General features: G+C 63.4%; 4 protein-coding genes. 2 read left to right on the forward strand and 2 right to left on the reverse strand.

Going from position 1 to position 14,958, the window contains the following annotated elements:
- Nucleotides 1-4: 4 nt before the first annotated feature.
- Complete coding sequence (locus RSE12_00145) at nt 5-1,255, reverse strand: sarcosine oxidase subunit beta family protein (protein ID WRH62785.1); 1,251 nt, start codon at nt 1,253-1,255, stop codon at nt 5-7.
- Nucleotides 1,256-1,457: 202 nt separating this feature from the next.
- Between RSE12_00145 and RSE12_00150 the strand changes: the two genes are divergently transcribed.
- Both RSE12_00150 and sulP read left to right on the forward strand, forming a co-directional pair.
- On the forward strand, nt 1,458-2,342 hold the full coding sequence (locus RSE12_00150; GenBank protein ID WRH62786.1) for an MBL fold metallo-hydrolase: 885 nt from the start codon (nt 1,458-1,460) through the stop codon (nt 2,340-2,342).
- 4 nt (nt 2,343-2,346) lie between these two features.
- Complete coding sequence (gene sulP / locus RSE12_00155; protein ID WRH62787.1) at nt 2,347-4,074, forward strand: sulfate permease; 1,728 nt, start codon at nt 2,347-2,349, stop codon at nt 4,072-4,074.
- Nucleotides 4,075-4,384: 310 nt separating this feature from the next.
- On the opposite strand, the gene RSE12_00160 is transcribed toward sulP, so the two are convergent.
- Complete coding sequence (locus RSE12_00160; GenBank protein ID WRH62788.1) at nt 4,385-14,629, reverse strand: Hint domain-containing protein; 10,245 nt, start codon at nt 14,627-14,629, stop codon at nt 4,385-4,387.
- Between the last annotated feature and the right edge of the window lie 329 nt (nt 14,630-14,958).

Raw genomic sequence — 14,958 nt, forward strand, 5'->3', positions numbered from 1 at the left:
CCCTTCAATGCAGGTTGGGCTGCGCGCCCTGCCCTTTTTCGTCGATCATCAGCCCCTTGCGGAAGCGATCGAAGCGATAGGCGGTGGCGGTGGGATGGGGTTGGTCGGTGGCCAGAAGATGCGCGAAGCACCAGCCCGAGGCGGGGGTGGCCTTGAAGCCGCCATAACACCAGCCGCCGTTGAAATAGAGGCCGTCGATATCTGTCTTGTCGATGATCGGCGATCCGTCCATCGACATGTCCATGATCCCGCCCCATGACCGCAGAAGGCGGGCGCGGCCGATCATCGGCATGAGGGACATGCCGCCTTCGGCCACGTCTTCGACCACGGGCATGTTGCCGCGTTGGGCGTAGGAGTTGTAGCCGTCGATATCGCCGCCGAAGACCAGACCGCCCTTGTCGGACTGGCTGACGTAGAAGTGGCCTGCGCCATAGGTCATGACGCCGTCGATGACGGGTTTCAGACCCTCGGAGACGAAAGCCTGAAGGACGTGGGATTCCATCGGCAGGCGCATGTTCACATGCGACATGACCTTGGACGAGGAGCCGGCGACGGCGACGCCGACTTTCTTTGCGCCGATAAAGCCGCGCGTGGTGTCAACGCCGGTGACGCGGCCAGCCTCGGTCCGGATGCCGATGACTTCGCAGTTCTGGATCAGGTCGACGCCGCGCATGTCGGCCCCGCGTGCGTAGCCCCATGCGACGGCGTCATGGCGGACGGTGCCGCCGCGCCGTTGCATCAGCGCGCCCTTGATCGGGAAACGGGCGTTGTCGAAGTTCAGGAACGGATACATCGCGCGAACCTGATCGCGGTTCAGCAGTTCCGCATCGGCGCCGTGCAAGATCATGGCATTGCCGCGCCGGGTGTAGGCGTCGCGCTGTGCGTCGGTGTGGTAAAGGTTGATGATCCCGCGCTGGGACACCATGGCGTTGTAGTTGAAGTCCTGCTCCAGCCCTTCCCAGAGTTTGAGCGAAAATTCGTAGAAGGGTTCGTTGCCGTCGAGAAGATAGTTGGAGCGGATGATTGTGGTGTTCCGCCCGACGTTGCCGCCGCCGAGATAGCCCTTTTCCAGCACCGCGATGCGGGCCTGCCGGAATTCCTTGGCCAGATAATAGGCCGTGGCAAGGCCGTGGCCGCCGCCGCCGATGATGATGTAATCATAGGCGGATTGCGGTTCGGGATCGCGCCATGCGGGTTTCCATCCTTTGTGGCCTGTCAGAGCCTCGGCGATCACACGGAAGCCGGAATAGCGCATGGTCTGTGTCCATCCTTGTTCTTGGGGGGACTATGGTCCTGCGGGCGGGAAAACATCCATCCGTTTCCGCCAAGCACCCATCCAGAACCGACATTGGATAATGTGGTTACGGGGGCGTGATGGCATATCATTCATTACACATTGTATTTTGTGAATATGTATCTATATCGGGCACCAAAGCAGGACAGAAGTGAGGTTCGCGATGACCGCCTTTGCAGCAGACATGACACTTCGGCCCGAGGTGACGGGGTTCTTTGATCCGGCGACGAATACGATCAGTTACGTCGTACGCGACCCGGCATCTGATGCCTGTGCCGTGATCGATTCCGTGATGGATATCGACTATGCCGCCGGGCGGATCACCTATGACCATGCCGATGAGATCATTGCCTTTATCCGCGACAAGGGGTGGCGGCTGGAATGGTTGATCGAAACCCATGTCCATGCCGACCATCTGTCGGCCGCGCCCTATATTCAGGGCAAGCTGGGCGGGAAGATCGGGATCGGGGCGAAGATCACCGTGGTGCAGGACACGTTCGGCAAGATCTTCAACGAAGGGACCGAGTTTCAGCGTGACGGCAGCCAGTTCGATGCGCTGTTCGAGGATGGCGACAGGTACCGGATCGGCGGGATGGAGGCTGTGGCGATCCACACGCCGGGACATACGCCCGCCTGTATGACGCATGTGATCGGGGATGCGGCCTTTGTCGGCGATACGCTGTTCATGCCGGATGGCGGATCGGCGCGGGCGGATTTTCCGGGGGGCGACGCGGGGGTGTTGTATGACAGCATCCAGACGGTGCTATCCCTGCCCGATGAGATGCGGCTGTTCATGTGCCACGACTATGGCCCGAACGGGCGGGACATCCGGTGGGAAACCACCGTGGGCGAGGAGAAGGCGCATAACATCCATGTGGGCGCGGGCGCGACGCGGGAGAGTTTCATCCAGTTCCGGACCGAGCGCGATGCGACGTTGGCGATGCCGAAGCTGATCATCCCATCTTTGCAGGTGAACATGCGGGCGGGCGAAATTCCGACCGATGCCAGCGGGCGACCGATGCTGAAGGTTCCTTTGAACGGGCTGTGATGTGATGGCCGATCTGCGGCGATACTTCCCCATTCTGGGCTGGGCGCGCGTTTATTCGCGCGCTGATCTGGGCAATGATCTGCTGGCGGCGGTGATTGTGACGATCATGTTGATCCCGCAATCGCTGGCCTATGCCTTGCTGGCCGGGTTGCCGCCAGAGGCGGGGTTGTATGCATCCATTCTGCCTATCCTGATCTATGCGGTGTTCGGCACGTCGCGCGTGTTGGCGGTGGGGCCGGTGGCGGTGGTGTCGTTGATGACGGCGGCAGCGGTGGGAGAGGTGGCGGCGGCGGGAACGGCGGATTACGCCACGGCGGCGCTGACACTGGCGGCGATGTCGGGCGCGATGCTGCTGGGGATGGGGCTGCTGCGGTTGGGCTTTATCGCGAATTTCCTGAGCCATCCGGTGATTTCGGGGTTCATCACAGCATCGGCGCTGCTGATTGCGGCGGGGCAGTTGGGGCCCTTGCTGGGGGTAAAGATCAGCGGGGATACGCTGCCGGAGCTGGTGTTGGGACTGGTGGGCGGGATCGGTGGGGCGAGTTGGATCACCGCGCTGATCGGGGCGGCGGCGGTGGGGTTTCTGGTCTGGGTGCGCAAGCGGATGAAGGGATGGTTGCGCGGGTTGGGTGTTCCGGCGCGGCTGGCTGATGCGCTGACAAAGGCGGGGCCGGTTCTGACCGTGGTGGCGACGACGGTCGCGGTCTGGGGGTTGGGCCTTGAGGCGCGGGGCGTGGCGGTGGTGGGGGCGGTGCCGCAGAGCCTGCCGCCCTTTACCTCGCCCGCCTTTGACCCGGACCTGTGGCGGGCGCTGCTGGTGCCGGCGCTGCTGATTTCGCTGATCGGGTTTGTGGAATCGGTTTCCGTGGCGCAGACGCTGGCGGCGCGGCGGGGGCAGCGGATCGTGCCGGATCAGGAATTGGTGGCGCTGGGGGCGGCCAATCTGGGTGCGGCAGTGACGGGCGGGTTCCCGGTGACCGGGGGATTTGCGCGGTCGGTGGTGAATGCGGATGCCGGGGCGGCGACGCCCGCGGCGGGGGCCTTTACCGCGCTGGGGCTGGCGGCGGCGGCGCTGCTATTGACGCCGCTGCTGTTTTTTCTGCCCAAGGCCACGCTGGCGGCGACGATCATCGTGGCGGTGCTGGGGTTGGTGGACCTGTCGGTGTTGCGGCGGACGTGGGACTATTCCCGCGCGGATTTCGCGGCGGTGGCGGGGACAATCCTTGTGACGCTGGGTGCAGGGGTAGAGGCGGGGGTATCCGTGGGGGTGGCGCTGTCGGTGCTGCTGCATCTGTGGCGCACGTCGCGGCCGCATGTGGCAGAGGTGGGGCTGATCGCAGGGACGCAGCATTTCCGCAACATCAACCGGTTCGAGGTGCAGACCCATCCAGCGCTGGTGACGCTGCGGATCGACGAAAGCCTGTATTTCGCCAATACGCGGTTTCTGGAGGATATGGTGATGGCGCGGCTGGCGGATGCGCCGGAGGTGCGGGATGTGGTGCTGATGTGCTCGGCGGTGAATGAGATCGACATGACCGCGTTGGAGACGCTGGAGGCGATCAATGCGCATCTGCGGGGCTTGGGCGTGCGGCTGCACCTGTCCGAGGTGAAGGGGCCAGTGATGGACCGGTTGCAGCGGTCGCATCTCCTGAAATCGCTGACGGGCCGGGTATTCATCAGCCAGTATGACGCCTGGTGCGCGTTGACGGGCGCGTCAGGCGGGCAGGGATAGCCTTGGCCTAGGAGGCCAGTCTTTCGCAAATCAGCAGGGCCGTGGCGAAACCCAAGGTGATCAGCGTGCCGCGCGAGGCGAAAGGTAAGGCGAAGCGGATTAAGCCATTCGCAAATTCGGCAATTCTGGCAGACACGCCCCTGTCCTTTCTGCTGCCGTCCCGGTGTGGGGCGGAAAGGACAGAATGGCAGAGCGTGGGTCTACTGTGGACGGCGCAAGGTCTGATGGATTGCGCGACCAAGGTCCGGCCCCGGCAGAAACAATGAACGGGCCCCGTTTCCGGGGCCCGCTTTGGCAATGATCGCGGCGCTTATTCGGCGGCGCGGATGAGGCCGTCGCCAAGGATCGTGTCGCGGGCGACGCGGGCCTCGGGGGCGGTCAGGCTGCGGCGGGCCGAGGGGCCGTAGGCGGTGAAATCCATGTCTTCCAGTTGCGGGAAGAGCGACAGGATTTCCTCGCGGGCGGCTTCGGCAAGCGCGCCCCAGCCGACATGGCCAGGATGGAAGCTTTCCGACGGGGCCCCTTCGGCATAGACGATTTCATGCGCGTCGAAGAGCATGTGGAAGTATTCCACCTCTGCCGCCTCTTCGGCACGGATCGTATGGTCGTTCACCAGAAGTTTGGCTGCGACCAGCACCTCGGGTTCGTCGAACAGCAGTTCCGCCTGCCAGCCCGACAGCAGCATGCGGTGCTGCGGCGAGACCCGCAGGGTGCGGCTGTTCCCAAGGGTGCCTGCCTCGATCACGATCGGGGCAAAGCGGCCCTTGCCTTCGACGATGCTGGATCCGATCCATCGGATCGGCTGGTAGCCGTGATCCATGGTCAGAACCAGATCGCCTGCGGCGAGGTCTTCGATCGCCTTTTCGCCTTCTGCCGTCAGGATACGGCTGCCGCGGGTGAAGCAGACAACCCCGGTGTTTTCCTGGTTCAGCAGATCGCCCGCCACCGCCGTACCGCCGTTCTGGATACGCAAGCCCCCGGCCCCTTGCAGGATGCCATCGGCCTGATCGGCGCGCAGCCAATCCAGCGGGTTGTTGAAGGTCGCGCCCGGGTTGGCCGCGTTGTAGAGGGCGAGGTTGGCTTCGTTGTAGAAGCTGGACAGATCGACGAAGTCATTGTCATCGGTCGCGGCGCCATCGGTGCCCTGGATGCCGGTGGTGGCATCAAAGTCAGTGATGGTGTCGGCCCCTTCGGCGACGAAGAGGTCGGCCCCGATGCCACCGGCCAAGAGATCGGTCCCGGCACCACCCGCCACGCGGTCACGGCCTGCGCCACCCTGAAGGGTATCGTTGCCCGAGCCGCCCTGCAGCGTGTCGTTTCCGTCGTCACCGACGAGCGAGTCATTGTCGGCCCCGCCGTCGATGCTGTCATCATCCAGCCCGCCGGAGATGACGTCGTTTCCGGCGTCACCAGCGAGGATGTCATTGTCATCGAAGCCGAAGATGGTGTCGTCACCTTCGCCGCCACGGACGGTGTCTTCGTTGTTGGCAGGCAGCGGATCGGTGCCGTCATTGGGCAGATCGGCCGGCGTTACGCCGGGGGTACCACCATAGAGGAGGTCGTTGCCGACGCCGCCATCGATGCTGTCATCGCCTTCGTCGCCAAGGATCGTATCCGAACCTTCGCCGCCAAGGATGGTGTCGTCATCAACCCCGGCATCGACAGAGTCATCGCCATCGCCAGCGTCGATCAGGTCGCCGTCATCGCCGGTGAGGATGGTGTCGTTTCCGGCCCCGCCGATCACCGTGTCGCGGTCATCCAGCGGATCGGTGTCAGAGAACGGCCCTGCCTCATCCGGGATGGCATTGGTGGCACGGGTTTTGATGAAGTCATCCCCGATCCCGCCGGTGACGCTGTCACGCCCATCGCCGCCAAGGACACTGTCATTGCCTGCGCCAGCATCGATCCGGTCATCACCTTCGTTGCCGGAGAGCGTATCGTCGCCTTCGCCGCCGAGAATGGTGTCGTTGCCGAGATTGCCTTCGACGATGTCATCCCCTGCGCCGCCGATCAGGCTGTCATTGCCCTGACCGCCTTGCAGGCTGTCATTTTCATCGCCGCCGTCGAGCGTGTCATCGCCCGCGCCGCCAGCCAGGGTATCGAGCCCTTCGTTGCCGATGAGGCTGTCATTGCCGTCGCCGCCAATGAGCGAGTCATCCCCTGCGCCGCCGAGAAGGGTGTCGGCTTCGGCCCCGCCATCCAGCGTGTCGTTGCCATCGCCGCCCGTCAGCAGATCGCGACCAGCCAGACCGACGAGCGAGTCATTGCCGGTGCCGCCATCGACGGTGTCGTCGCCCGCGCCGCCATCGACCGTATCGTCACCAGACCCGGCGATGATGCTGTCGTTGCCGCCGTTGCCGGCGACGGAGTCATTGTCGGCGCCTGCATCGATGATGTCGTTACCTGCCCCGGCCGTGATCGAGTCATTGCCGGCACCGGTTCCGATGTTGATCGGACCCTGCGCCCCTGCGCCGAGGACGGTATCGCCCGCAGAACCGGTGAGGACGCGTTCGATTTCGGAGAAGGTGATATCGCTTCCGGCATCCCCGTCCAGCCCGTTGACGTTGCCGTTTTCCGGGTTGGTTTCGTAGTTGACCGTCTGGGCCGTGGTCCCGGAGGACATGTCCAGCAGATCGCCTGCATTGCCGTTGGCGGCATCGTCAGGGTTGCCATCGGTGCCATCGCTGCCGCCGAAGATCTGGCCCGCGAGGTTGGGATCGGAGTTGTCGACGGTGAAGACGTCGTCGCCCGAGTTGCCGATGGCCGTATCGGCCCCGCCGACGATGATGTCATCATCGCCTGCGCCGCCTGTCACGCTGTCGGCCCCTGCCCCGCCTTGCAGCGTATCGGCCCCGGTGCCGCCAAGCAGCGTGTCGGCACCTGCGCCACCGGCCAGACTGTCGGCTTCGGCCCCGCCATCGAGCAGGTCATTGCCATTGCCGCCAAGCAGGGTGTCGTTGCCTTCGTTGCCTGTCAGGCTGTCATCATCATCACCACCGGCAAGGCTGTCAGCCCCTTCGCCGCCGGCCAGAGTATCGTTGTCCAGATCGCCGGACAGCGTGTCATCGCCGGTATCGCCAATCAGGCTGTCGTTGCCGACATTGCCAGACAGGCTGTCGTTGCCGGTGCCGCCATCGACCGTGTCATCACCCTGACCAGCATCGACCGTGTCATCGCCCTGGCCTGCGGCGATGGTGTCGTTCAGGCCATCGGTGCCGTCGATCTGGTCACCCTGACCGTCGGTATAGGGGATGCCACCCGGCCCCGAGGTGGGCGTCATCAGATCGCCCGCCGTGGTGCCGTCGACCACACCATTGCTGTCGAGCAGAACCCGCTCGATTTCCGAGAAGACGATGGTGACGGTCTGGCCCGAGCTGTTTTGATAGGTGGCGGTCCCGCTTTCGGGCCCGGTGAAATTGACCGTGGCGTTGGTGAGGCCGCGCAGATCGAGCACGTCACCGGTGCCGCCATTGGTGGGATCGGTCAGGTCTTCGCCTGCTTCGCCGCCGATGACGGTGATGGTGCCATTGCCGGTCAGCGCTGGGTTGACGAGGAATTCGTCATCGCCGTCGCCACCTTCGGCCCGGTCGCCCGCGCCGACGATGATGTCATCGTCATTGCCGCCGCCGAACAGGCTGTCGGTGCCTTCGCCACCGGTGAGGGAGTCTGCCCCTTCGCCACCGGCAAGCGTGTCGTTTCCGGCACCGCCATCCAGCGTGTCATTCCCGGCATCGCCAGTCAGGCTATCCGTGCCATCGGCGCCACGTAGGCTGTCAGCCCCGTCGCCGCCGACGATGGTATCGGCATCTGCGCCACCATCAACGGTGTCGTCACCCGCCCCGGCGAGGATGGAGTCGTTCCCGGCCCCGCCTGTGACCGTGTCATCATCGGCCCCGGCGTCGATGGTGTCATTCCCGCCACCGCCAAGGATGCTGTCTTCGCCTTCGTTGCCGTTCAGAACATCGGCATCATCGCCGCCATCCAGCGTGTCATTGCCGGCGCCGCCCTGAAGGGTGTCGCGGCCTTCGTTGCCGGTAAGGCTGTCATCTTCGGCACCGCCATCGAGGCTGTCATCGCCCAAGCCACCGAGGAGGGTGTCGCGACCTTCGTTGCCGAAGAGCGTGTCATTGTCCGCGCCACCGGTGAGGCCGTCGTCGGACAGGCCACCTTCGAGCACGTCATTGCCGGCCCCGCCGTCGAGCGTGTCAGCCCCGCTGTTGCCGATCAGGCTGTCATCGCCTGTGCCGCCCGCCAGACTGTCATTGCCGGTGCCGCCATCGACCGTGTCATTGCCAAGCCCGGCATCGACCGTGTCATTGCCCGCAGCCGCAGCGATGCTGTCGTTCAGCCCATCCGTGCCGTCAACCTGATCGCCCTGCGGATCGGTGTAGGGCGTGCCGCCCGGGCCCGATGTCGGGGTGATCAGATCGCCGCCGCCCGTGCCATCAACAACGCCATCAGCGCTGGTGAGGACGGTTTCGATTTCCGAGAAGTTGACCGTGATCAACTGGCCCGTGCTATTGCGGAAGGTGGCGGTGCCGTTTTCCGAGGTTCCGGTGATCGGGTCGGGGTTGGTGTAGACCACGACAACATCTGTCAGCCCGCGCAGATCCAGCACGTCGCCGGTGCGGCCGCTTGGGTTGTTGGTCGGGTCGATGACCGCCTCTTCGAGGGTTTCGCCACCGATGATCGTGATTGGCGCTGTGCCGGTCAGGGTCGGGTCAATGGTGAATTCATCATCCCCCGCGCCGCCCTGCGCGACATCGCCCGCGCCGGCCACGATATCATCGTCACCGTCGCCACCGATCAGCGAGTCATTGCCTTCCCCGCCTTGCAGCGTGTCAGAACCGTCACCGCCGGACAGCGTATCAGCGCCCTGGCCGCCGGTCAGGCTGTCATTGCCCGAGCCGCCACCGAGGCTGTCATCTCCAGTGCCGCCATCCAGCGTGTCATTGCCGCTGTCGCCTGCCAGCGTGTCGTTGCCAGCGCCACCGATGACGCTGTCATCATTCTCACCGCCGGTCAGCCGGTCGTCATTGTCGCCGCCATCCAGTGTATCTTCACCGGTGCCGCCGTTGATCGTGTCATTGCCTTCGTTACCGGTCAGGCTGTCATCATCGGCGCCACCGTCGATGCTGTCATTGCCCTGACCGCCAGTGATCGTGTCTTGGCCTTCGTTGCCTTGCAGCGTGTCATCGCCCGACCCGCCATCGACGGAGTCATCGCCGCTGCCTGCACCGATGGAGTCGTTGCCGCCGCCGCCATCGACGGTGTCATCGCCTGCACCTGCGGCAATGGTGTCATTGCCGGACCCGCCGGTGACGGTGTCATTGCCTGACCCGGTATTGACGTCGATGGGGCCGGTGGAGCCGCCGCCATTGATCGTGTCGTTGCCGGAACCGGTGAGAACACGCTCGATTTCGGAGAAGGTGAGGTCGGTGCCTGCATCTGCATCCAGCCCGTTGACCGTGCCGTTTTCCGGATTGACGCCGTAGTTGACGACCTGGCCCGTCGTGCCTGCCGACAGATCAAGCGTATCGCCCGCATTGCCGTTGGCCGCATCATCGGGGTTGCCGCTGGTGCCATCGCTGCCACCGTCGACGGTGGTGTTGACATCGGTCGCCGGATCGGTGCCGTCGAGGGTGAAGGCGTCGTCGCCCGTGCCACCCGTGGCCGTATCCGCGCCGCCGACTGCGATGTCGTCATCGCCTGCGCCACCGTTCAGCTGGTCATTGCCTGCGCCACCAGCCAGCGTGTCGGAACCCGCATCGCCGGAGACGATGTCATCGCCCAACTGGCCGTTGATGATGTCATTGCCGTCGCCGCCCGACACGGTGTCGTTGCCGCCAGCAGCAGTGATGTTGTCGTCCCCGAGATTGCCGCGGATGCTGTCGGCGTTGTCGGTGATCCGATCGCCTTGGGGATCGATGTAACCCAATTCCATCAACTCGCCGGAATTGGCCCCGTCCACCACGCCGTCGCGCTGGTCGACCGGCGGCGGCAGGAGGAGGTTCTCGATCTCGGAGAAGGTCACGGTCCGGACCCCGCCCGAGGCGTCGATCAACTCGACCGTGCCTGAGGTGGAGTTGCCATCCGCATCTGGCGTCTGAACGAGATTTCGGTAGCTTACATAGCCGCGCAGATCCAGCGTGTCATTGTCCGCCCCGGTGCTGCCGCCATCGACGACGATGCCCGAGGTCCGGCCGCCCAGTGCGTCGACTGCGTTCGCGTCGATCAGGATCGTGTCGGAATCGGCACCGCCAGTGATGGAATCGCCCGATCCACCGGTGATCGTGTCGTTGCCGCCCTGACCGAAGATCGTGTCGTTGCCATCGCCACCGGTGATTGAATCATTGCCCTCGGCGATAGCGGAGGGGTCTGTTCCGGTCAATTGGACCAGCCGCACGTTGTCGAGCGATACGCCGATGTTGTCTTCGACCCCGCGACCGCGGAATTCCAGCCGGTTTGTGCCGTCGCCGGAGCCTGCGATCAGATCCAAGGTGATCGTCTGATAGTTTGGCTCTGTGTTGGGATTGATCGAGGCGATCAACTGCCCGCCAAAGTAGACGTCGACGGAGTTATCCGAGGCGGCCGGAAGCCGGGCCGAATCCGCAACATCGAAGGTCAGACGGTAGGTTTCGCCCGCCACCATTCCCTGGACATTCTGGCCCAGATTGATGTTACCCGGCGAGCCTTCCATATCGACCGCCACCTGGCCATCGCTGGCTGGACGGCCGGTTTCGGGGTTGCGGTTGAAAACTTCGATCGTTGAGTTGGGGCCTGTGGTCGTCCAGCCGGGGATAGAGCCGTTGCCGACAAAGCCGAACGGATGCGGGCCGAGACCTGTCAGGTCCTCGAACGAGCCGTTGACGATCAGGTTGGTTGTCCCCGGCACGGGAGGCGCGGTGCCACCGTCACCGTACAGCACGTCATTGCCGCTGCCGCCGTCGATCGTGTCGGAGCCCCCAGCGCCATGCAGCGTGTCGTTGCCTTCGCCGCCGGCCAGCGTGTCATTGTCTGCGCCGCCATCGATCAGGTCATCGCCCGCACCGCCGGTCAGCGAGTCACGGCCCATGTTGCCAAGGAGGGTGTCGTTGCCTGCACCGCCGTCAACGACCTCATCCCCGCCTGCACCGGTGACGGAGTCATTGCCCGACCCCAGCTGGAGGCGTTCGATTTCGCGGAAGGTCGCGGTATCGCCGCTGTTCTGTTCGGTGATGCGGCCCGCCTCTGCCCCAGTGAAGTTGACGGACACAGCATCGGACTTTGCGGAAAGATTCAGCAGGTCACCCAACGCTTCGTCATCTTCGCCACCGATGATTTCTTCGTCATCGTCGGTCGGGGTGCCGCCTGTCAGGCTGGACACATCGATCGGACCGGAGGAGAACACACCCGTGCCGCTGCCATCGTTATGACCGACCCAACCGATGGTGAAGGTCTTGGCGATGTCGTTGTAGACGACCGAAACATTCTTCCAGTCAAAGTTGTCGAGGCCGGAAACAGAGCTGTTGCCGGACGTGTTCGTGACCGTGATCTCGTTCGAAACCGGGTTACCGTTGCTGTCGAAGACGCGGTATTTCAGCCCGTGCGAAGCGCCGAAAGCCGCGTCACCTTCGCCATAGACGGCCACGAAATAACCGCTGTCGCCAAGCGCCGTGATGATCGGCGGCCCCGGGAAGGGATGGCCCGGGTTGGTGGCGAGGTTGATATCCGACGCAATGACCGTTCCGGTTGCGCTGTCGACGATGGAGAAGGTCGGATAGGTGGTGCCACCCGTCGCGAAGGTTTCCATGTAACCCACGACGACACGCCCGTTCGGAAGCGTCGTGATGGAAACACTGTCCTGATCGAAGGTGTCAGTGCCGTCCACCGCCGTAGAGCCGATGCGGAAATCGTTGGTGGCCGGGGTGCCGTTGGCGTTAAAGATCCGGCCTTCCAGCGTCATCGTGTTGACGTCGTCGGAATAGCCATCGTTGACCCAGACAGCCATCCAGCGGCCATCGGGCAGCGCGGTGATCACGGGCGGGGATTCCCACGGCGTGAACTGCGTTTCGTTGTCGTTGCCTTCGATTTCGGACGTGGAGAAAACGGTATTCCCGTTCTGATCCAGCACTGTGTAGACCGGTTCATTGAAGCCGGTTTCGGCGTTGTTGCGCGCCCAGCCGATGACGACGTTGCCACCGGTCAGCTGCGTGATCGAAAGGTTGTCGACCTCGGTCGTATCGGTGCCGTCGATCGCCTGGTTGCCGACCGTGAATTCGTTCGTCACCCACTGACCCGTGGTCGGGTTGTAGATGCGGCCTTGAAGCGTCATCGAGGTGATGTCGTCGGAAGCGCCGTTCTTGGCCCAGACGAACAGGACGTTGCCATTGTCCAGCACGGTGGTCACCGGCGGGGATTCGAACACCGTCGTATCGTTCTGCTGGATCGTGGAGGGGCCGGAGACCACCGTCAGGTTGTTCGCCGACGGTTGCAGCACCGCGAAGATCGGCTCGTCCGCGTCGCCCTCTGCCGTGTTGCGGACGTAGGACAGCATAACGCGACCATCGTTCAGAAGATCGAGGTCGAGGTTGTCCCAGTCATAGCCATCGAAACCGTCGATGGCGGGCAGTTGGCCAAGGCTGATCTGGCCGGTTGCAGGCGTGCCATCGGCGTTGAAGATGCGGGCCTGCAGCTCCATCGTTTGGAGATCGTCAAAGATCGCATCGTTCGCCCAGACATAGAGCGTGCGGCCATCCGCAAGCGTCAGCATCTTGGGCGGAGACTGGAAGCCGGTAGTCGACGTGTTGATCTGGTTGGGCGAGACGGATCCGGGGTTGAACGTGCCGGTCCCCACCGAGGTGGAGTTGTTGTCAATGTCGTTCAGGAGGAACGTATCGTCACCCGCGCCGCCAAACAGCGTGTCGGCACCAGCGGCACCGTCGATCGTGTCGTTCCCGCCGGCGGCAAGAACCAGATCGTTGATCCCGTCGTTTCCGTCGATCTCATCCCCTTGGGCATCTCTATAGAGGGGGCCGATCTGATCTGCGCCCGCGGTGCCGTCGACAGGGTTGTTGGAAGCATAGGGCAGAGAGGTGCCGTTCGAGGTGATCGGACCGGCAGAGAAGACGCCTGTGCCGCTGCCGTCAGAGTGCCCGCCCCAGCCGATGGTGAAGGTGTCGTTGGTTGCGTTGTAATTGACCTGGACATTGTTCCAGTCAAAGTTGTCGAGGCCGGAAACAGAGGACCCGCCATTCGGGCCGACGACCGTGACCTCATTCGTGATCGGGTTACCGTTGCTGTCGAAGATGCGGTATTTCAGCCCGTAGGAGGCGCCGAAAGCTGCATCGCCTTCGCCATAGACGGCCACGAAACGGCCGGTATCGCCCAGCGCCATAAGGATCGGCGGCCCCGGGAAGGGATGGCTGGGGTTGTTGGCGAGGTTGATATCCGACGCAATGACCGTGCCGGTCGCTGTGTCGACGATGGAGAAGGTCGGATAGGTAGTGCCACCCGTCGCGAAGGTTTCGACATAGCCCACGACGACACGCCCGTTCGGAAGCGCGGTGATGGAGACATTGTCCTTGTCAAAGGTATCGGTGCCATCGACGGCGGTGGAACCGATGCGGAAATCGTTGGTGGCCGGGGTGCCGTTGGCGTTGAAGATCCGGCCTTCCAGCGTCATCGAGTTGACGTCGTCGGAATAGCCATCGTTGACCCAGACAGCCATCCAACGGCCATCGGGCAGCGCGGTGATCACGGGCGGGGATTCCCACGGCGTGAACTGCGTTTCGTTGTCGTTGCCTTCGATCTGGGACGTGGAGAAAACGGTGTTCCCGTTCTGATCCAGCACCGTGTAGACCGGTTCGTTGAAGCCGGATTCAGCGTTGTTGCGCGCCCAGCCGATGACGACGTTGCCACCGGTCAGCTGCGTGACGGTGAGGTTGCTCATATCAGCGCTGTCGGTGCCATCAACAGCCTGGTTGCCGACCGTGAATTCGTTCGTCACCCACTGACCCGTGGTCGGGTTGTAGATGCGGCCTTGCAGCGTCATCGAGGTGATGTCGTCGGAAGCGCCGTTCTTGGCCCAGACGAACAGGACGTTGCCATTGTCCAGCACGGTGGTCACCGGCGGGGATTCGAACACCGTCGTATCGTTCTGCTGGATCGTGGAGGGGCCGGAGACCACCGTCAGGTTGTTGGCCGACGGTTGCAGCACCGCGAAGATCGGCTCGTCCGTGCCGCCCTCTGCCGTGTTGCGGACGTAGGACAGCATAACGCGACCATCGTTCAGAAGATCGAGGTCGAGGTTATCCCAATCATAGCCATCGAAACCGTCAATGGCGGGCAATTGACCCAGGCTGATCTGGTCTGTCGACGGCGTGCCATCGGCGTTGAAGATACGCGCCTGCAGCTCCATCGAGGTGAGATCGTCCGAGATCCCGTTATTCGCCCAGACGTATAGTATGCGGCCATCCGCAAGCGTCAGCATCTTTGGGGGAGACTGGAAGCCCGTTTCCGATGTGTTGATCTGGTTGGGCGACGGGCTGTAGTTCGAGATCACAGACGAGGGCATGGCAGCTGCCTTTACTGGTTAAAAACACTTGGCCCCTTACACCTGAACGCCTGACCTTTCCTGATGCCGCCGCAGGCCCCCTTTCCACCCCGTACAGGCACCAGAACCCGTAGAGTGGAAACCGCAGCACACCGGAAATGACGAGCAGCCGTCAAAGACCGATACAGTGGACACTCTTAGTAGTTTCTTTCCCAGTCGCAGCGGGTTCAGTCGACAAGCGCCAAAAAAGCCGGGGAATTGTCAGAAGTAACGCTTGGCGCCAACGAGGTGGCACGAAACGCGGTTGGCGACAGGGTTTTTCGACGGTTGGCGGCAGATCATTGTTTCCG

The sequence above is a fragment of the Fuscovulum sp. genome (genome assembly GCA_035192965.1).
Taxonomy (GTDB): Bacteria; Pseudomonadota; Alphaproteobacteria; order Rhodobacterales; family Rhodobacteraceae; genus Paragemmobacter.